The 19,843-nt window shown below is 39.4% G+C and carries 27 protein-coding genes; 22 read left to right on the forward strand and 5 right to left on the reverse strand.

The genetic code is table 11. The features are described from left to right. Positions 1-101: 101 nt before the first annotated feature. From CGC57_RS04910 to CGC57_RS04920, 3 genes are all read right to left on the reverse strand, one after another. A complete protein-coding gene (locus tag CGC57_RS04910) occupies positions 102-806 on the reverse strand; it encodes a signal peptide protein, YSIRK family (protein ID WP_095898205.1) in 705 nt (234 codons plus the stop codon). Beyond that, positions 806-1,285, reverse strand: coding sequence for a hypothetical protein (locus CGC57_RS04915; RefSeq protein ID WP_095898206.1), 480 nt, complete (start codon positions 1,283-1,285; stop codon positions 806-808). Before CGC57_RS04915 ends, CGC57_RS04910 begins: the two co-directional genes overlap by 1 nt. Before the next feature lie 68 nt (positions 1,286-1,353). Continuing rightward, the gene (locus CGC57_RS04920) at positions 1,354-2,121 is read right to left on the reverse strand and encodes a hypothetical protein (protein ID WP_095898207.1); all 768 of its coding nucleotides are present in this window, start codon (positions 2,119-2,121) and stop codon (positions 1,354-1,356) included. 188 nt (positions 2,122-2,309) lie between these two features. Here CGC57_RS04920 and CGC57_RS04925 point away from each other — a divergent pair, with 188 nt between their 5' ends. The 22 genes from CGC57_RS04925 (at position 2,310) to CGC57_RS05025 (ending at position 17,850) form a co-directional block, all read left to right on the forward strand. Continuing rightward, the gene (locus CGC57_RS04925; RefSeq protein WP_095898208.1) at positions 2,310-2,696 is read left to right on the forward strand and encodes an START-like domain-containing protein; all 387 of its coding nucleotides are present in this window, start codon (positions 2,310-2,312) and stop codon (positions 2,694-2,696) included. 37 nt (positions 2,697-2,733) lie between these two features. Further along, positions 2,734-3,573 carry an aminotransferase class IV gene (locus CGC57_RS04930; RefSeq protein ID WP_095898209.1) on the forward strand — a complete coding sequence of 280 codons (840 nt, stop codon included), beginning with the start codon at positions 2,734-2,736 and terminating at the stop codon, positions 3,571-3,573. 37 nt (positions 3,574-3,610) lie between these two features. Continuing rightward, positions 3,611-4,870 (forward strand): tRNA lysidine(34) synthetase TilS, encoded by a 1,260-nt coding sequence (gene tilS / locus CGC57_RS04935; protein ID WP_095898210.1) that lies wholly within the window; start codon positions 3,611-3,613, stop codon positions 4,868-4,870. A gap of 114 nt (positions 4,871-4,984) precedes the next feature. After that, positions 4,985-6,397, forward strand: a complete 1,413-nt coding sequence (locus CGC57_RS04940; protein WP_095898211.1) for a TolC family protein — start codon at positions 4,985-4,987, stop codon at positions 6,395-6,397. Between the two features lie 96 nt (positions 6,398-6,493). After that, positions 6,494-7,477, forward strand: coding sequence for an HlyD family secretion protein (locus CGC57_RS04945; RefSeq protein ID WP_095898212.1), 984 nt, complete (start codon positions 6,494-6,496; stop codon positions 7,475-7,477). 48 nt (positions 7,478-7,525) lie between these two features. Next, on the forward strand, positions 7,526-7,909 hold the full coding sequence (locus CGC57_RS04950) for a VOC family protein (protein WP_095898213.1): 384 nt from the start codon (positions 7,526-7,528) through the stop codon (positions 7,907-7,909). Positions 7,910-7,948: 39 nt separating this feature from the next. Beyond that, on the forward strand, positions 7,949-8,410 hold the full coding sequence (locus tag CGC57_RS04955) for a GNAT family N-acetyltransferase (protein WP_095898214.1): 462 nt from the start codon (positions 7,949-7,951) through the stop codon (positions 8,408-8,410). A 166-nt stretch (positions 8,411-8,576) separates the two neighbouring features. Then, on the forward strand, positions 8,577-8,738 hold the full coding sequence (locus tag CGC57_RS12875; RefSeq protein WP_157909306.1) for a Fic family protein: 162 nt from the start codon (positions 8,577-8,579) through the stop codon (positions 8,736-8,738). Positions 8,739-8,748: 10 nt separating this feature from the next. Next, the gene (locus tag CGC57_RS04960) at positions 8,749-9,576 is read left to right on the forward strand and encodes a hypothetical protein (RefSeq protein WP_095898215.1); all 828 of its coding nucleotides are present in this window, start codon (positions 8,749-8,751) and stop codon (positions 9,574-9,576) included. 26 nt (positions 9,577-9,602) lie between these two features. Further along, the gene (locus CGC57_RS04965) at positions 9,603-10,097 is read left to right on the forward strand and encodes a hypothetical protein (protein WP_095898216.1); all 495 of its coding nucleotides are present in this window, start codon (positions 9,603-9,605) and stop codon (positions 10,095-10,097) included. Between the two features lie 14 nt (positions 10,098-10,111). Further along, a complete protein-coding gene (locus CGC57_RS04970) occupies positions 10,112-10,828 on the forward strand; it encodes an SMI1/KNR4 family protein (protein WP_095898217.1) in 717 nt (238 codons plus the stop codon). Continuing rightward, positions 10,821-11,495 (forward strand): hypothetical protein, encoded by a 675-nt coding sequence (locus CGC57_RS04975; RefSeq protein WP_095898218.1) that lies wholly within the window; start codon positions 10,821-10,823, stop codon positions 11,493-11,495. Before CGC57_RS04970 ends, CGC57_RS04975 begins: the two co-directional genes overlap by 8 nt. 25 nt (positions 11,496-11,520) lie before the next feature. Then, entirely contained in the window at positions 11,521-12,282 is a 762-nt protein-coding gene (locus tag CGC57_RS04980) for a hypothetical protein (RefSeq protein ID WP_095898219.1), read from the forward strand. A 166-nt stretch (positions 12,283-12,448) separates the two neighbouring features. Next, on the forward strand, positions 12,449-12,802 hold the full coding sequence (locus CGC57_RS04985; protein WP_095898220.1) for an MmcQ/YjbR family DNA-binding protein: 354 nt from the start codon (positions 12,449-12,451) through the stop codon (positions 12,800-12,802). A 6-nt stretch (positions 12,803-12,808) separates the two neighbouring features. After that, positions 12,809-13,294: a hypothetical protein gene (locus tag CGC57_RS04990; RefSeq protein ID WP_232747279.1), complete on the forward strand. Its 486-nt coding sequence runs from the start codon at positions 12,809-12,811 to the stop codon at positions 13,292-13,294. Between the two features lie 5 nt (positions 13,295-13,299). Continuing rightward, positions 13,300-13,719, forward strand: coding sequence for a VOC family protein (locus tag CGC57_RS04995; RefSeq protein WP_095898221.1), 420 nt, complete (start codon positions 13,300-13,302; stop codon positions 13,717-13,719). Positions 13,720-13,725: 6 nt separating this feature from the next. Then, a complete protein-coding gene (locus CGC57_RS05000) occupies positions 13,726-14,175 on the forward strand; it encodes an NTF2 fold immunity protein (RefSeq protein WP_002681382.1) in 450 nt (149 codons plus the stop codon). 35 nt (positions 14,176-14,210) lie between these two features. Further along, positions 14,211-14,621: a hypothetical protein gene (locus CGC57_RS05005; RefSeq protein WP_095898222.1), complete on the forward strand. Its 411-nt coding sequence runs from the start codon at positions 14,211-14,213 to the stop codon at positions 14,619-14,621. Beyond that, complete coding sequence (locus CGC57_RS05010; RefSeq protein WP_095898223.1) at positions 14,618-15,100, forward strand: hypothetical protein; 483 nt, start codon at positions 14,618-14,620, stop codon at positions 15,098-15,100. The genes CGC57_RS05005 and CGC57_RS05010 overlap by 4 nt, the downstream gene beginning before the upstream one ends. Before the next feature lie 31 nt (positions 15,101-15,131). After that, positions 15,132-15,503, forward strand: a complete 372-nt coding sequence (locus tag CGC57_RS05015) for an SMI1/KNR4 family protein (RefSeq protein ID WP_095898224.1) — start codon at positions 15,132-15,134, stop codon at positions 15,501-15,503. A 21-nt stretch (positions 15,504-15,524) separates the two neighbouring features. Next, a complete protein-coding gene (locus CGC57_RS05020) occupies positions 15,525-16,676 on the forward strand; it encodes an ABC transporter permease (protein WP_095898225.1) in 1,152 nt (383 codons plus the stop codon). Further along, positions 16,663-17,850 (forward strand): ABC transporter permease, encoded by a 1,188-nt coding sequence (locus CGC57_RS05025; protein ID WP_095898226.1) that lies wholly within the window; start codon positions 16,663-16,665, stop codon positions 17,848-17,850. The genes CGC57_RS05020 and CGC57_RS05025 overlap by 14 nt, the downstream gene beginning before the upstream one ends. 62 nt (positions 17,851-17,912) lie before the next feature. Here CGC57_RS05025 and CGC57_RS05030 read toward each other — a convergent pair whose 3' ends face one another. Both CGC57_RS05030 and CGC57_RS05035 read right to left on the reverse strand, forming a co-directional pair. After that, positions 17,913-19,280 carry an SLC13 family permease gene (locus tag CGC57_RS05030; protein WP_095898227.1) on the reverse strand — a complete coding sequence of 456 codons (1,368 nt, stop codon included), beginning with the start codon at positions 19,278-19,280 and terminating at the stop codon, positions 17,913-17,915. A gap of 31 nt (positions 19,281-19,311) precedes the next feature. After that, positions 19,312-19,842, reverse strand: a complete 531-nt coding sequence (locus CGC57_RS05035; protein WP_002681339.1) for a mechanosensitive ion channel domain-containing protein — start codon at positions 19,840-19,842, stop codon at positions 19,312-19,314. Between the last annotated feature and the right edge of the window lies 1 nt (position 19,843).

Here is a 19,843-nt window from a genome sequence, read left to right on the forward strand (position 1 = left end):
GTGATTATCAGTGTAGCAACAAAAAAATTGCCAACCATCTTCAATTGACTATAATTTCAGGCGGCAAAGGTACAAAACAATTGACAATTAACAATTAATAATTAACAATTCACCTCGCGGTAAGCGCGCTCTAAAAAGCGGTATTGCTCTTTGGGCATCGTTACAGTAATAGGGGTATTGGGTTGTTGGCGGGTATAAATATGAGCTTCTTCTATTAGCGTATTACCTTTTTTTGAACGACTGTGACGCTCTGAGCGATACGTCCATTTTAAGTGTGTTATATTGGTAAGCAGAATTCCCTCACTAAGATTTGACATAAAGTAGGCTTTCCCTTGGCAAATCACCACAAAAGGCGAATAGCGTTGGGCGAAGTTCATCAGTTGCATCATTTGGGTGAAACGCTCATAATCAGCATCACTCATTTCTTCTAATAACTTTTGTAAGTATTTAATATTTCGACTATCATAAAAATATAGGGCTAGACACCATCCCAAAAATCCTGCTACAGTAGGGTAGATTATAAAAGGATGTTGCTGGGTATAGAGAAATAAATTTTCATAAAAAGAATGAGGCGTATCCAACAACTCTAAAAGTAGAAATGAGGAAAAAGTTAGGCAAAATAATATCCCTATAGATACTGATACTACCCCTACGTATTTCTTTAATTTAGCGATATACTGCTTTCGCTTTTCAGGCATATAGCGCGGACTGCTGTAGCGCAAGTTGTTATTGGGTTTTCTTTTGAAAAAATAGAGTCCCACTATTATACAGAGTGCCCAAAAGGGGATAGTAGCGACAAAACCCATTATTGATTTTTTGTTAAATAGTTATGAAGAGCTTGAATGCTTTTTTCAAATCGTTTAATGATTTTAGGGCTAGTAACTTTATGCCTCAATTGAGGTTGTTCATACCAAGCGGTACTGGCACCTGCACGGCTATAGCCGAGTTCTAACTGTCCGTCGATATTTACTATAAAGTAGTAATCAGATGGGAAATAAGCATCTTTCACATCGAAGAAAACGATAGCTTTAGGGAGGTAGAAATCCCCATATTCATAAGTAGTATGAGGCTTATCAGTATTCCAAACAACAGCGTATTTAAAAGGCTTATCGTTTTTCCAAAAAGTAAAGGTAGATTTCTTTTGAGGGAGCTCAAAAATCTGGAGCGCATCTTCGGGGATAAAGGCACTAAGTTCTATGATTTTATCAAATAAACCAACAGTAATAACTTCGTTTTTCAGGGGAATATCGTGTAATTTCTTTTCTCTATAATATATACGTGGCATAATGATATTAGTCTTTTTTGAGCCGGCAAAGTTAGTAATAATTTGGCAAATTGCCAATTACTCACCTGCTAATTAGGTTTGTAGTGTTTTTCTTTTTTGTTGTATTGCCATTCTATCATCGCCTCTTGCTGGTTTGAAAGTTCTTCAGTACAAAAGCCTTCAGCATCAGGAACTATACGCATTTGCTTGGTAGTACGATGTTCCATCAGGGCAAAAAAACCGTGTACTTTGTGAGGCAAAATACTAAAATGACTGGTAATTTCTTCTTTATTGCCATTGCAAGGGATATGCCCATTGCTAAGTTCACTACTTTCCATCTTCCCTGAATAACTCATCACATTGGCAGTGAATATATTATGAAAGTCCTTACCTTTGGATATCAACCAAATCAACTCTTCCTTTCCTGTAGGGTTGTAACGTACACTATTGGAAAAGAATGCTCTAAGTTGATAAGCGGACGTTTTACTGTTGAGCTGCTGAGGGGTGGGCACTATTTCTAAGCCTCGCAAAGAGGTATCTTCGGATATAGTCCATTGATTTTCACCTTTGTAATAAGATTCTATTTTTTGTTTAGCCGTGTGATAATTTATCACGTACAAATCTAATTTCATAGCACCTTGTTCCCTTTTAACAAGTGGAAAAGCAATAAGCTGATTTAGAGAGTCGCCTTGTACGATTTGTGTGGTATAGAAATCCCAATAAACCTGCCGTTTATTGATTTTGAGTTTTTTTTCAATAGCCTTGAAAGCAGGGGTATCATAAGGGAGATTTTGAGCGATACTTCCTAAGGGTAAGAGCAGAAAAATGCTCATCCATTTTACAAATTGCCTGTTCATTGTTTAGAAATTACTACTTTTATACTGAGAAATTAACAAATTTAGCCACAAAAATACAAATAAATTATCAACTAACAAGTAATGACAAATAAAATAGTTTTTACAACTATCGGCTACCACCTAACTATTTAAAATTTTGCTATTTCAAAAAAATGTTGTACTTTGCGCCCAATAAACTGCTATCGCCTATGCAAACAAAAGAAAAATATCAATTGGAAGTGACTGTAAATGCCTCACCTCAACTGATTTACCAGTACATTTCTACCCCAGCAGGGCTCGCTTCGTGGTACGCCGATGATGTACGTGCAGACGAGGACACCTATACTTTTGTGTGGAATGGCATTGAAGAAACTGCCCAACTACTACGCCAAAAATTAGACGAACACATTCGTTTTCATTGGAAAGAAGATGAAGAGGCTACTACTTATTTTGAAATTAGAATTAGAGTGAACGACCTCACTCAAGAGGTATCTCTTGCCATCACCGATTTTGCCCCTACCGATGAAATTGAAGAAGCTAAACAATTATGGATACTGCAAATAGCTGACCTCAAAGCTAAAATAGGTGCAAATTAGATGTTAGGTTTCAGGTGTTAGACTTTAAAAAGTAATAATGAAGATTAATTATAACGGCAATATTATCAGTGAGAATGACTCTTTTCTCACCATCCACAACCGCGCCTTCCGCTATGGTGATGGCGTGTTCGACCTTTGTAAATACAGCTACCAAAAACTCATCTTTTGGGAAGAACACTACCTACGCCTAATGGCGGGTATGCGCATCTTGCGTATGAATATCCCAATGAGCTTCTCTATGGAATACCTTGAAGAAGAAATACTCAACCTCATCAAAGCTAATGGTATAGAAGCCAAACCTGCCAAAGTGCGATTGAGTATCTTCCGCAAAGAGGGGACTTCTAATGAAATTGACTATCTCATCGAAACCAAAGTTATTGAAAACCCTTTCTACACACTCAGTGAAGAACCCTACGAGGTAGAGCTCTTCAAAGATTTCTTCGTACAGCCCGATTTGCTTGCTAATGTAAATCACCTCAACCGCAATGTGAATGTATTAGGACGCATTTTTGCCGACGAAAACGACTATCAGAATTGTATCTTGCTCAATAGCAACAAGAGTATTGCAGGAATGCTCGACGGCAATTTGTTTGTAGTAAATGGCAATATCCTCAAAACTCCCCCTCTCACCGACGGCGCTCTCAATGGTATTACCCGCAAGATGCTCATCAAAACCCTTGGTAAAACCAAAGATTACGAGGTGGTAGAGACTTCTATTTCGCCTTTTGAACTCCAAAAAGCTGATGAGCTTTTCTTTACGAATAGCATAGTGGGGATACAGCCTATCCGCCAATATAGAAAAAAAGCATACCCTTGTGAGGTAGCAAAAAGTTTGATAGGAAAACTGAATACCAGTGCGAGGTTTGGGGTTAGTTAAGAGGTAAAAAAGATACTAATGTTGATAAAACTGCCCTATGAACACCCTAAATGAACTAAAAAATAAAAAAATACTCCTCGCTATTAGTGGCGGTATTGACAGCGTGGTACTCACGCATTTGCTACATTCTCACGGTACTGAATTATTGTTAGCCCACTGCAATTTCCAACTGCGTGGAGAGGAAAGCGATGGCGATGAGGCTTTTGTGCGCAACTTTGCTAAAACGCTCGGCATCCCACTGGAAGTAAAGCATTTTGACACTAAAGAGTATGCGAAAGCACACCAACTTAACACCCAACTAGCTGCCCGTGAGTTGCGCTATGAGTGGTTTTATGAGCTATTAGAAACACATCATTGCGATGACCTTGCTACGGCACATCACGCAAACGATAACCTCGAAACTTTTTTGATAAACCTCTCGCGTGGCAGTGGCTTGGACGGACTGTTAGGTATACCACAGCAAACCGATAAAATTGTGCGTCCGCTACTGCAATGGTCGCGCCAACAGATATACAATTATGCTGAAGCTCACGAACTACAATGGCGTGAGGACAGCAGTAATGCGAGCAATAAATACGTGCGGAATGTCATTCGGCACGAGATAATTCCACAAATGGCTCTGGTACACCCTAATTATTTAGAGAATTTCAACCAAACGCAAGAATATTTACATCAATCGGCGCGATTTATTGATTTTTATATAGAAGAATGGAGAAAATCTTGTTTTGAAGGCACCCAACCTATATTTGTAAATACCCAAAAACTACAAACAGCCCCCGAAATAGATTTGGTGCTTCACAAACTCTTCTATCCTTATGGTTTTGGCAATGTAAAAGACCTAAAAAATCTCCTCTTCAATGCTGAAGCGGGCAAACAACTTCTTTCGGCTACTCACTCTCTTGTGAAAGATAGTAAAGGTGCTTGGCTAAAAGAACTCACAGCTGAAAGTCTTCCTCCTACGCTTACTTATGAGGAACTTACTCCCCCATTCAACCTCACTAAAGGCGACCCCAATATTGCCTTTATCGATGCCGATAAACTCTCCGCTCCCCCCATCCTCCGACAAAAACAAGCGGGTGACTTTTTTTATCCCATAGGTCTGGGAGTAAAGAAGAAACTCAGCAAGTTTTTTATTGATGAAAAATACAGTCAGTTAGCACGTGAAAACCAATGGATATTGTGCAGCGGGGAAGACATTGTATGGGTTATAGGAAAGCGTTTGGACGATCGCTTTAAAATTACTGAAGCCACTCAAAAAGCATTGAAGTTAGTTGTTAGCCCCTGTCCTAACACCTAATACCTGACCCCTAACACCTTTTTTAATCTATCTTAAAAACATTCTACTTTATTTATTCTTCTACCTCAGAAAAACGCTGTAATTTTGCCCCATCAAAATAAAATATTTTCTTTTATGAAAAAATACACTTTACTATGCCTCTTCGCAATAGGGCTAACAGCTTCATTACAAGCGCAATCGCTGTCTTTCGACGAAGCTCTTAGTCAAATGCGTTCAGGCAATCAAAAACTCAAAGGCATTGAAAAACAAACCGAAGCTGCCGATTATAACCGCAAGTCGTTCCGCGGGCTATACTTGCCCCAATTGAGTGTCAATGCGAGCTATATGCACCTCGCCGACCCTCTCTACCTCAGCTTCAACGACTATAAAGCACCCATACAAAACGGTTTGCAAGGCTTTGCCACCCAAGTACCCGCTCCTATGCGTCCGCTATTTGCCCCGCTACTCGGCAGGGTGCAACCTCTTTTTGCCCAAGATTGGCGTTATAAGTTCCAAGAACAGGACATCTGGAAAGTAAGCGCCGATGCCAAATGGGTGTTATTTGCTGGCGGAAAGGTGCGCGTAGGCAATCGTGTGAGTGCGCTCAACACCGAAATAGCTACTGTAGAAACCAAAAAAACCGAAAATGCCCTCATTAGTGAGTTGGCTGAGCGTTATTTTCAAGTACAGTTAGCTCAAAAAGCCTTAGCGGTGAGAAAACAGTCGTTTGAAACAGCGCAACATCACTACGAAAACGCTCAAAAGCTCGAAAAGAACGGAATGATAGCTTCGGTAGAGGTCTTACAAGCTAAAAAAGCCGTTACCGATGCTCAGCGTGAGGTAATGGCTGCCGAAAAGGATATACAATTAGCGCAAACGGCTCTATATGGTGTAATGGGTACTACCGAGCAACCACTCACTGCCCTCACCACCGAACTTTTTGAAGTAGCCCCTCTTCAATCATTAGAGTACTACCAACAGCAAGCCAAAGAGCACTACCCTATGATTGTGCAAGCCAAACTGAAAGCCCAAATGGCTACCCAAAGTGTAAAAGCACAACAAGCCGCTTATTTGCCCGATGTAGCCGTAGTTGGCAAAAAGTACTTGTGGAGTGAAAATCTCCCCTTAACCGAACCCGATAACTGGGTAGTGGGTGTAGGGTTACAGTGGAATCTCTTCAACGGTTTGCAGGACAAGAACAAGATAGCACAAGCCAAAGCAATGCGTGAGAGTGTAGAGCTCATCACTGCACAAGCCGAAAAAGACGTACAAACCTTAGTGAAAAAACAGTACACCGAGATTGAAAAGCAACGCGAACAATACCTCAGCTTAGAAGAGAGTTTGCGTTTTGCCGAAGAGCTCGTACGTGCCCGCGACAAAGCTTTTGCCGAAGGTCTCTCCACCTCCACCGATGTAGCCGATGCCAACCTTTATTTGGCTTCTATTAAAATCAAACGCTACCAAGCCCTTTTTGAAATGGACAAAACCCTCGCCCAGCTCCTTGAGACCTGCGGAATGAGTGATAAATTCAGCGAACAAGTAAGGTAGCCCCCCAACCCCCGAAGGGGAAGAAGCTGCAAGTATTCCATATGCTGGCGCGAGTTTGTAGCTCGTGCCTCTCATAAACTCTTAACTAAATAAACAATGAAAAAGAAAAACATCACCGGACTTATTATCACTATCGCTGTATTTGCGGTAGTACTCATTCTTTCTATTTACTTCTTCAGCAACCGCGAACCTGTATATTTGCAAGGACAAGTAGAAGCTAAACAAATCAACGTTGCCCCCAAAGTGCCTGGTAGAGTGAAAGCTATCTACAAACAAGAAGGCGACCAAGTGCACAAAGGCGACCTCCTTTTGGAACTCGAAAGCACCGAACTCGATGCCAAACTCTCTCAAGCCGAAGCAGCTCGTTTGGCTGCACAAGCGCAGTCTGACAAAGCACAGCGCGGTGCTCGTAGCGAACAAATTCAAGGGGCTTACAATGTATGGCAACAAGCCCAAGCGGCTGCCCAACTCGCTGAGAAAACCTATCAGCGTGTGAGCAACCTCTATAACGAAAAGGTATTGCCTGCCCAAAAGAAAGATGAGGCTTATACCCAAATGGTTGCCCTTCAAAAACAAGCCGAAGCAGCCAAATCACAATATGAAATGGCGAAAAACGGGGCTCGTGTAGAGGATAAAACCGCTGCTCAAGCGCTTGTCGCCCAAGCACAAGGAGTTATTACTGAGGTAAATGCTTATAAAGATGGTGCTAAAGTATTCGCTCCTGCCGATGCCGAGATACAAACCATTATCCCCAACGAAGGCGAAATTGTGAATGCAGGTTACCCTGTGATGAACCTCATCGATACTCAGGACGAGTGGGTAGTGTTCAACATACGCGAAGACAAAATGGCTGACTTCAAGATAGGCACTAAATTCAAAGGTATCGTGCCCGCTTTGGGCAATCAAGTAATAGAGTTGGAAGTAAAACACATCGCCGTACAAGCCGATTTTGCCACTTGGACAGCTACTAAAAGCAAAGGTGACTTCGACAAGAAAACTTTTGCTATCAAAGCCTACCCCACTCAAAAAATAAAGGATTTAAGACCGGGTATGTCGGTATTAGTTGAAGATAAAAATTAACTGATTAACTCATCAGAAAATTAAGCCATCAATAAGTAAGTTGTTATTATGAAAATAGACCACATCGCTTTATATGTAAAAGATTTGGAAGTTTCTAAAGCCTTTTATAAGACTTTCTTCGGGGCAAAATCAAACGAGTTGTACCATAATCCTAAAACGGACTTGCATACCTACTTTCTAAGTTTTGATAGTGGAGCTCGCTTAGAAATTATGTGGCGCCCCAATCTTAGCGAACGTTTGGACAAGGTGACGAGTGAAGGACTCATACACTTTGCCTTCAGTGTAGGAAGCAAGGAAGCTGTTGATGCACTTACTCAGAAAATCGTAAATGAAGGCTATGTGTGTTTTAGTCTTCCTCGTACCACAGGTGATGGGTATTACGAGAGTGTGATACTTGACCCTGATGGCAATATGGTGGAGATAACTATCTGATTAGATAATATTAAAAAGCAAGTAAGTTTATTTGATAAAATGAGAATAACTGAAGGATTATTGACTAAAGATAAGCAAGCTATTATACATTGGACAAATAGCAAAGGCGCTGATTTCTTGCAACAATGGGCAGGAGATGCTTTGCCTTATCCTCTTACAATGGAAGCGCTCAATGCTTTGTCTCATTGTTATCGTATTGAGACAGAAGGTAGTTTTATAGGAATGATTCAGCAAATAAGAGTAGAAGGGAGCAACGTACATATCGGTAGATTTCTTATCAATCCTTCGCTTACAAGAAAAGGATTAGGCACCTCAGCAATGCAGTTATTTATTGCAATGCTTTTTGAGAATAAAAGAGTTCATTCTATTAGCTTAAATGTATTTGATGACAACCTCATAGCTAAAGGTCTTTATACAAAACTTGGTTTTAAAGTAGTAGCCACTGTAGAGGGAGAAAGAAAAAAATACAAGATGATGAAAAGTAATTCGGCAATTAACTAATTAGCTTATTGCTAAATTAGCTAATTATCACTATCTTTGTCCTATAAAAACCTCATTTTACAATGATTGAATCCAAAAACATAGAATACAAGCGACAAGTTACCCCCACGTATTTTGCAGAGTTATCCTAAAGAATCTTTTAAGTTTATGGAAAAACACCTTGCGAGTGATTTTCCCTATAGATAGAGATTATTTCAGAAAAAACTATCTCAATCCTGCCATAGAACAAGGTTTTGTAGCGCTTACCATTCCTGATAAACCCACAAGTAGCAAGCAACAATACTACCTTACTGATAAAGGCAAAGAATTTTTAAAAACATTAAAATAACCCTTAAAAAATGAAGATAAAACGAGATGAATCGCATTGTTATGCTGCTGTCATCACCAAAGATGGTCAGTGGCAAAAAGGCGAAGAATACTTCTTAGAAGACTATACCGAAACCCTCATTTTCAATGAGCAAGGTAAGCTTGTAGAGGCTTGTTATGGCGAGGAATACCACTTCCTCTTTACCTACGACTCCCACGGCAACCGCTTGAGTTCTCACCTCTACGACCCTGAAGATGAAGAGCTAACCGACTGCTGGGAGGAAAAACAATACCGCTATAACGACCTACAACAAAAGGTAGAATGTATTACTTATGAAAATGGCAAATGGAAAGAAACTGTTACTTTCGAATACGATGCACACGGTAATAACATAAGTCAGCTCACTCGCACTGCTGACTACCAATACTTGTTCCAACTCGAATATGATGCCAAAGGCAGATGTATAGATAATCATTATACAAATATAACTACGGGAGAAAAGATTTTTCATCACTCTACTGAATTTCATAGTGATACCGAAAAAGTCAATACCAGTTTTTCAGAAAGCGGAAAGCCTTTTATGTTTACCATAACTCGTTTTGATGAAAAAGGCAATGTAATTTATGTTGCCCATCAGGATATAGGCGACCCCAAACCTTATTCAATAACTGAAACCACTTTTGATGAGCATAACAACGAAATTTTCGAGCGAATTAGCAACAAAGAAGGCGAAGTCTATACTCGCAAATACACCTATCGCTATGATAATCACGGCAATTGGATAGAGAAACGCATCGAATACTCTAAACGTTATACCAACCTGATTGTAGAACGAACCATTGAATACGCTAATGAATAAGAAACACCCTTTTGCTAATTATCTCTATGACCTACGACGAATTTTACAATTGTATAGAACAGCTTCCTAAAAAATTAACCAACAGAGATTTAGAAGCCTATCTCTTGGCTTTATATAGGATTGTAACTCCACACGAAAACACCCCCTTCTCCCCTACTCTTTGCCTTGAACTGCTTAAGGAGGCATTCAGTGCAAAGACTGCTACTTATGAGGAACAGTGGACAAGCATTCGCTCAATGCCCGAAGAGACTGAACATCTTTCCGCCTTTGCTTATACCCAAGCAGTTATTCTCTTTCAGATAGCTGAACTCCACCGTATGAAAGACAAAGAACTTCATAACGAAATGCATTCCTTTGGCATCACCTCCGAAACGGGCTATGATTGGTACAATTTCAATCCTTTAGACCTCTTGGAGTGTGGCGCACGAGGCTTATGTGATTATATAGGGGAAGATGAAATCATCCCTAACGACTGGTATTTCTTAGGACATCTGTTAGACTTGGGAAGGTATTATGAATAAAAAAAACATCCAATATGAACCTATTACAACAAATAGAACAAACCTATAACTTTCAGTACCCCAAGCTATATCACCAGCTTTATGAGGATGGTATGCTCAATTGGGGAGAATTTGGTCCTCGTTGGCGTGAACTTGAGTACCCTAAAATCAAAGATAATCCACCATTACTTTTAGAAGGGCGTATGGATTTTGAAATTTTAGAACTCTCTGAAATATCAGAAGAAATAGAATTCTTACACGGTACTGAAAGTTTTTATAAAATTAAACCTGAGTACCTCTTCATTCCTTTTGGAAAGAATGGAGCAGGCGACTATTATTGTTTATTTTACAATAAAGAAAACCCTCTCCCTGAACCTTGGGTGGTACTATTTGCTCACGATTGGATTAATGTAGATGTCTTAGCTGATAACTTTCAAAACTTTATCTTCTATGGATTGTTAGAATGCGTATTATGTATAGATGAACTACTTGCTGATGACGATTCTTTTTATACCGAAATAGCCAATATGTTCCGTACGCACCGTCCTTATTTAAGTGAGGAGCAAGCAAAAATAGTAGAAGATATTTATAAAAGAAAAACTTTTGCTTCTACCTACGTCTATACATTTAATGATAGGGAATACACCGAAAAATATATAGGATTACTTTCGCGAGAAGAGTTTGATACTTTGTGTAACAAGTTTATTCCCATTCCAAAAGAAGAAAAACAATTTGAATATAGCAATGACTAAAACGAAATCTAATATAATAGAAGAAAGCAACATTTTTGAACAAATCCGTACGCTCTTTGGTTTAGAGGAAGATTGTGGTTTTACCGATGAAGAGATGCAACCTTTCTTCAAGGTGATAGAGAAAATGCCTACACTGCTATACAACTATTACACTACTTTGGGAAAACATCAAGCTCTGAATCAAACACAAGATAACTTGGTAACCCCAAAGGATAACCTTACTCTTTTCAGCGACCCAAACTATTTTGTTTTTTATACGGAAAATCAAAATTGCTGTCTGTGGGCTATCGCAAAGGAAGATTTAGATACCGCCAATCCTAAGGTGTATATGAGTACCGACTTTATTCACCAACATTGGCAAGTAGAATGTGATACATTAGCTGAATTTTTGTTGGCAATGGCTCACTTGCAAGCTGTATTTGCGCTTCCTTATGCTTATGAAGGCTTTAAATATATCACTCCTGAGGAATTGATAGCTATAAAAGAGCGTTTCCCCAAAAAACCTTTTGCCCTCCATCATTGGTTAGAAGGAGCCGACTTTTATGGGGATGCCACAGATAGTATTGCTATATTAGACAAAGGCAGTCAATTAATATATGCTTCTTCTTCTAAAAGCTCTTTTGAGGCGATAGATAGCTTCTTAAAAGATATAGGGGAAGATATGTGAGAAATTAACATCAAACTTCAGCAATATGAACCCATTACAACAAATAGAACAAACTTATGGCTTTCTGTACCCCAAGCTATATCACCGGCTTTATGAGGATGGAATGCTGAATATAGGCGCAAAATATTCATATCATTCTTATTGTCCTATAGAATACAAAAATGGTGATAGATTGCCTAATAAGGAGTGGTTAGAACAGGAATATCCTAAACTGAAAGAGAACCCGCCTTTGTTTCTGTATGTAGATTGGTTTCAGGTACTCACCCCCTCTCAACTCGCAAAAGAGTTTGAGTTTTTAAATCAGCATTTAACACAATATCCTCAGAACCAAAAGTTCTTCTTCGCTCCCTTTGGAAGAGCTGTAGTGGATGACTATATGGTTTATTGTTTTTGTTATGACAAAGAAAAACCAACGCAAGAGCCAAGTGTAGTATTTATTAGAGAAGATGGAGAGGTGGATATCCTTTCAGGCAATTTGCAGAACTTTATTTTTTACCAATTAATAAAATGGTTGGTAGCACATTTTCACGACATAAGTTTTATCTGTTATGGTGATTTTTATGAAAATCTACGTCAGACACTTCGCACCCATTGCCCTTATTTAACAGAAGAACAAGCGGAGGTGTTAGAGGATATTTATAAAAGAGAGATTAAAGAATATACTAGAAAACTTACATCTGGAGGCTGTTATACATTTCTTACCTTGCTACACGAAGGAGAGGAAGAAACATTACTAAATAAGTATAACCCACTGCCTAAAGAAACCATTTTATTGAAAACCGTTTAGACTTTTATTGCTTACTGAACTTTGTACCTTTGAAGAGTTTATAGCAAACCCTTCCGCACAAATTAATAAGATTTTTGAATAAAAATTTGGCACACGTGTGTGCTGAATTGATAATGAGGAATGAGCCCCCTCTTACCTCTTATCTCTTATCTCTTACCTAAACAAAATGAACTTAGAAGAACTTAGAGAATATTGCCTTTCCTTGCCCCACGTTACCGAGGATATGCCTTTTGGCGAGGATATTTTAGTATTTCGAATTTGTAATCGTATTTTTGTGCTTACAAGTTTAGAATCAGTACCTTTGCGGGTGAGTCTCAAGTGCGACCCCGAGCGCGCCATAGAACTCCGCGAGCAGTACCCCGATAAGATTACAGCAGGGTATCACCTCAACAAAAAACATTGGAATACTGTGCTTTTAGAAGGCTTACCCCCTGCCCTTATCAAGGAGATGATACAGCACTCTTACGACCAAGTACTTGCCAAAGTCCCCAAGAAAGAGAGAGAAGTGTTAATTAGTTAATTCAAGATGATGTTCTCAAAGCTCAAAGATTTCTTTTGTAAATCCTGTCCAGTTTTTGGGTATGAATTCTTTATTCCTGTAGTTCTCTACAAACGTATAGAGGCAGTTGAAGGAGAGGTCAGCCCCCAAAGTATTAGGCTTTTCTTTAGCAAAGCGCCTTATTCCCTTAGCAAAGGACAGCTACAGATAACCCAAGAAGCCGATAAACTCTTTTTTGTACAAATAGCATTCTATGAAGAAGACAAAAGAGAGCATTTTCAGAAAGAAATGGAGGGTTATAAAGAAGTATTTCCGTTTTGGACAGTCTTTCCTCATAGTTTTTATGGAGCTCCTCGCTGGAATCAAGGATACCAAGAGCATTATAGAGATACTTTTTTAAAATATTGGGACTCCTTATCCCCCGAAGCACAACAGGAATATATGGATAAATACCATTGCCCTGAGGAATGGCGGATTTGGCACAAAGAAAGAGAGAGAACTTTTAACCCATAAATAAAATGAGACAGAAATTCACCCTCATCACTTTAGGTGTCCGCGACTTTAAGAAAGCGCTTGCCTTTTACGAGAACTTAGGCTGGCAGAAGTCGGACAAAAGTATGGAGGAGTATGCTCTTTTCCCTTTGGGAGGAATGGTATTAGGTCTATATCCTTTACAAGAACTCTCCGAAGATACTACGCTACCTTATCAGTCAAGTACATTTGCAGGAATAACAATTAGTTATAATGCCAAATCGGAAGCAGAAGTAGATGCTGTTTTATCCAAGGTCAGTGAATTAGGAGCTACTATTGTCAAGCCAGCTCAAAAAGTATTTTGGGGTGGATATAGTGGCTATTTCAAGGACTTGGACGGCTACCTCTTTGAAGTTGCTTATAATCCTTTTTGGGAGTTTGACGAAAATGACAATTTAAAATTATAATCTAAAATGACAGAAACAGAACAAACCCTACGCCAGCGCTTCACTGCTTTCTTGCAAGCGATGTACAACTGGGAAACAGAAGCCAACAGAGTGGATGAAGAAGAAGTGGAGAAAAAGAAAACCCTCTCTTGGGAAGACTTTTGCAAAAAGCAAACCGAGCTTCGTATCCCTATTTATAAGGAATACATCACCGAACGCGAACGCAAAAACGGTGGTGCTGAATACACCAGTCACTTGTTTCCTCCTAACTACGACCCTTCTAAAGAAAGCATTACCGAAGTGCAAATCACGGGTAAAAAAGCCTCTATCTTTACCAATAGGCTCTATGCAGGAATGAATTACAAGCGCGAGTACAAATACAAACTCGTAGAAGATCGCTGGCTATTAGATACTATCAAAGAACAGTATTTGCCTGAGAACAGAGACCCTGAAAAATGGAAGAGTGTGATTATATAAAATAAAGAATATTTAAAAAATACAGTTTTGCTCTTGTGAATTACAATATACTAGCACCTCTATTGATAGCCGTTTTGGCTTGGATATTTATTCTTATTTGGTTTTCCTGCAAAAAGAAACAAGAAAAAATGAAAAGACAACAGCTTTTAGCACAAATAAAAGAACAACTCCCTATCCCATCGCTCAAAGAGTTGTTACAAGCCTTAGAAGCCTTGAACTACGATCCTGACCTATGCTATTTCAAGACTGATACTTTTGAGAGCGGCAGCTTAGCTGTGAGCAACACTTGTTTTCTGCATCGAAAAAACCAATGGGTGGTATGCCTTACCGATTGGCGTTGTTTCTCTGACGAACAATCTTTTGAGAGCGAACAAGAAGCCTGCGAACACTTTGTATATAAATACTTTCTCCTTAGTAAAGAAGAAATTAATTGGCTAAAACAATGAACACATCAAGTTATAACACCAAGTTTGGCACTCTTGCTTTCTCTCAAAAAGTGGGAGACGAGTATTTTTGGGAAGCTTCATATCAGTGGAAAAGTGATTTCTATAAAGAAACTTTACAGCTGCCTTTTTCTGTGTTTAGCAATACTGAAACCCTCACGCCTGATACTATTGCTTTTATTGAAAAAATTCTTGCCAGTGCAGATAAGTTGGTTGCCAAAGCACTTTCTTATTTTCAAGAACAACTGCTAATGTGCTCAGATGGCTTTCATCTTTCAGAAGAAGAAAAACAATTGCTAAGAGTTCCTTTGCAGGAACTTCCTTTTGAAAGTCCACAGTTCCTATTTTATGACAACAAAGAATGGATATTGCATTTTGCCGGAGGTGGTTTCAGCTTTTGCGAGCCTTATGGAGTTTCTTTTCATTTTAAAGACGAAGAACCTATCCTAATAGAAAACTTAGAAGACGCTGAAGAAATATAATTAACTTAGATTATTTAATAAATAAAAAAGTATGAACAGAATTACAGAAACAGAACAAAAACATTCCTTTGAACTTCCTGCTCTTTACAAGGAAATCCTCAGCAGTTTTGATTTATATTGCCTTTATCAGTACAAAGGTAAAGATTTGGATATTAAAAATCGTAACCTCCTTTTTGAAAAGCTGAGTAGAGACTATCAAGCGTGGCAATTACTACAATATCTTGATGAACCTAATACTGAAAATACTTTTGTTTTTGGTAGTCTAGGTGATGACTCCAGACTATACTTCAACCTCTCCGATGGGTCAGTTTGGGACTATTGGCTTGACGATAAATCTACTCACAAAATAGCTAATAGCTTTGATGAATTACTTTCAGAAGCTACTTTAGAAGAAAAAGAATAAACCTAACTTGCTAATTATACTATGAAATATTTTAAAACCGAATGCAAGAACCTTTTCCTATCACCCAAACGGCTGTTTTACGTTTTGGTGTTCCCTTTGGTTATTTTTGGATTCTTTGCAGCTATTTTCTACAAAGGCGTGCCTCGCGACCTGCCTATGGCGTATATCAATTACGACCAAAGTCAGCTGTCCGAGAACCTTTTGCGTATGCTCGATGCTACCCCTAACATCGACCTGAAAATCAAACTCACCGATGAGCAGGAAGCCCAGCGACTTATCCAGCAACAGCAGATAATGGGCTTTATCGTTATCCCTGCCGATTTTCAGCAGAAACTATTCAAAGGCGAAAATCAATCGGTGATTTGTTATACCAATAATCAGTTTATGCTGGGGGCAAGTCTTATCCAAAAGGATTTTCAAACTACTGTAGGAATGTTCTCTGCGGGACTGGTAATGAAGAAGAAAATGCAAAAAGGACAACAAACCGAGAAGGTACGCGCTGAGGCTCAAACCGTAAAAGTAGATGACCACGGTTTGTACAATCCTTATTCTAATTATGCCTATTACCTGCTTACAGCACTCTTGCCGATGATGCTCCAAATGATTGTGATGATGGTAACGGTATATGTATTAGGAATAGAATTCCGTTATCGTCGGGGGAAACAATGGCTCAAAAAGGCTGGTGGCAGTCCGTTAAAAGCCTTAATTGGCAAACTTCTGCCTTATACCTTAGTGCTCCTCTTTGTCGCGTGGTGGATGAACTATCTCCTCTTCGGGCTTATAGGCGCTCCCCTCCACATCCCAATGTTCAATGTAGTGCTGATTACCTTTGCTTTAGTGATTGTATATCAGATTATAGGCATTATGTTTGTTTCTCTCTTGCCTAATTTCAGGTCGGCACTCACTGTAGGTAGTGGTTTTACAGCGATTGCCTTCTCGTTTGCGGCTTATACTTTCCCTATGGAAGGTCTGCCTCGCAGCATACAGTATTTAGCGCAAATCTTCCCTTATGCTCATTTTATGAAATACTATGTAAACCGAGCGATCAAAGGGATACCTGTGGAAATGACGTGGCAACCCCTTTTAGCCTTATTGCTCTTTGGCTTATTGCTGATAGTTGCCTACCCTATATTTGTAAAGAAAATAAAATCAGGAGGATATGAAACAATTTAGAAGTTATATATATCAAAGTTCAGCCGACTTCACCCGTGCTATGCTCTGGGAAGCCAAATATATATTCCGCGACAAAGCGGTGTTCTTTTCGTTTGTGATAGTAGCAGTGGTAGTCTCTTTCTTGTACACCTACCTATATTCCGAAGAAACGCTACAAAAACTCCCTATTGGAGTGGTTGATGAGGATAATACAGCGCAAAGTCGCCAGCTATTGCGTATGATAGATGCCAATAGCGGTGTAGCTATCTACAGCAGCTATCTCAATCTCAGCGAAGCAGAAAAGGCTTTTCAGCGTGAGCAAATACGGGGTATCGTAACGATTCCTAACGGCTTTGCACGCGACCTACAACGCGGAGAACAACCCTCTATATCAGTCTATGCCGATGCTTCGTACATGCTCTATTACAAGCAAGTACTCACTGCAGCCAAACTCTCGGCAACCTATCTCAACGCAGGCGTGGAGATGAAGCGATCGTCAGCACAAGGTAAGCTCCCTACCCAAGCACGCGAGGAAGCTATGCCTGTGAGTGCTAAAGTAGTGAGTTTGTACAATCCTTCATCGGGTTATGCTACTTTCCTAATTCCCATAGTATTGGTGATTATTTTCCAAACCACCATTCTCACAGCAGTAGGCATTTTAGGAGGTACAATGCGCGAGGGTAACAAACTACGCAAAATATACCCTAATTCACATAGCTTCTGGGGAGCACTACCCATTGTAATGGGAAAAGCTACTACCTATTTAGGATTTTCAATGGTGATATTGCTCATTATCTTAGGCATTATAATGCCATTGTTTGGCATTCCCGTGCGCAGTTCAATGCTCAGCACCTTGGTATTTATGATACCTTTTATCCTTTCGATAGTGTTTATGGGGCTTTGTCTGCTCAACTTTGTACGTCGCCGTGAAGATGCGATTATGCTCATTATGTACACTTCGTTGCCAGCGGTAATGCTCACTGGCTTTTCGTGGCCCTCAGTAGCAATGCCCGATTGGCTAAATGTCTTTTCGTACATTGTACCTACCACCTTAGGCGCAAAAGGGTTTATTTCCATCACCCAAATGGGGGCTCATCTCACTACCATTATGCCTTATTGGCTAGGAATGTGGGGACTCTGTTTAGTGTATTTGGTATTAGCTACTTTCACCCTAAAAAGAGTCTTGAATAAGTAAGAGATAAAAGAAAAAGCTGCCTGAACACAATGTTCAGGCAGCTTTTTTATATTTTCTGTTTGTTATTTCCAAAAGGTGAAAGCCATTAGTGATATAAAAATAATACATAATATATTCAGTACAAAACCAGCTCTTATCATATCCTGCTGACGCACTTTACCCGTACCATAGGCAATGGCATTAGGCGGAGTTGCAACGGGCAACATAAAGGCACAAGATGCTCCTAAACCTATGATGAGTGAAAGCCCTAACGGATCAAGTTCCATATTTTCGGCTACCGAAATGAAGATAGGCACCAAAAGTGCTGCACTGGCGGTATTGCTAGTAAACTCGGTGAGGAAGATGATAAAAGTAGCCACCACAACTCCAATGACAAAGTAACTACTATCAGAAATGAGGAATTGCACCGAATCTACCAATGCCTTGCTCGCTCCCGATTGAGTGAGGATTACACTTAATGAAAGTCCGCCACCAAAGAGCATTAGCACGCCCCAATCGGTGTTTTCTTGTATTTGTTTCCATTCGGCAACGCCAAACAAACACACAAACACGGCAGCAATCATTGCTACCACAGCATCAAAATCTTTTATTTTTTCGATATGCAAGAAAGAAGTAATCACCTCATTGATTACGTCGCCAAATATCCAGCAAAGGGCTGTAATTAAAAAGATGAGAATAGTGAGGTATTGTTTAGTGTTCAGTTTTTCAGTCATTGTTTCACTCTCTATCTTGATGTTCAGTTTAGGGCGAAATACCACATACATAGCTCCAATCATCAGAGGGAACAAACCTAAAACTGTAGGCATACCATAGCGCAACCATTGGGCGAAAGTGATGTTCAATTGAGAAGCTACAATCGCATTAGGAGGGCTACCCACCAAAGTACCCATACCCCCTATACTCGCACTATAAGCCACCCCTAATATCACAAAGGCATAAGTGCCTTTATTGCTCTCATAGTCGATATTTTTGAGCAATCCAATAGCCAAAGGGATAATCATCGCTGCTGTAGCTGTATTGCTGATACCCATAGAGAGCACAGCTGTAACTAAAAAGAGTAAGAATACCGCTAATAGGAAATTACCTCTCGCCAAAGAAATCACCTTATGGGCAATATATTGGTCGAGTTTTTGGACGCTTAAGGCAGTAGCAATGGCAAAACCACCAAAAAACAAGAAGATTGTAGGGTTTGCAAAAGCCTGTAGTGCACTTTTAGTACTCTCTAAGCCTAAAAGTATTGCCAATACAGGCACTAACAGTGCTGTAACAGTGATATGTAAGGCTTCAGTAAGCCATAAAATGGCTACAAAGGCAAGTAGTGCCAAGCCTTTTTTAGTAGGTTCTTCATAAGGAAGAAACCAATAAAGCAAGACTCCTATCACCAATGCGATGGCTATAACAACAGAACTTTTGATGTTTTTGGTTAGCATATCAATTAGGTTTTAATTATTTAAAGCGGTATTACGATTTTAGTTTTATCGCATATTCCTCTTCCGAGACAATCACAATTCCCTTTTGTAACAAGAGATTGTTTGGCAAACTTATCTGTTCACCTTCTTCGGTTTTCAAAAGGGTATAAAAAGACTTGATATCTATTATTTTAGCCTCAATAGGATAATCTTTATCTAAAATCTTGATAGTATCACCTATTCTAAAAGGAGAAGAGAAAAACACAATAATACCTGCTGTAATATTGCTGAGTATAGACCACTGAGCGAAGAATGCTACCCCTATTACTGTAAGAATTGAAGTAACGAACAAGAAGAGTTGTTCGGTTTTTATTCCCCAAATAGAGACAATAGTAAGGATAGCCAATGCATAGATAAAATAATCTATATACTTTTTAACCAAACGTGTACGGCTCACGCCTAAACCTGCTCTTTTGCCAAACTTTTCGATAATAGAGTTCACCAAATAGCGCAAGGCAGTGAAAACCACCAATGCAATGGCAGTAGCGATGATTTGGTATATATAATTTTGTATATAGGTCATA

This window comes from Capnocytophaga sputigena (genome assembly GCF_002302495.1).
In the GTDB taxonomy this organism is placed as follows: domain Bacteria; phylum Bacteroidota; class Bacteroidia; order Flavobacteriales; family Flavobacteriaceae; genus Capnocytophaga; species Capnocytophaga sputigena.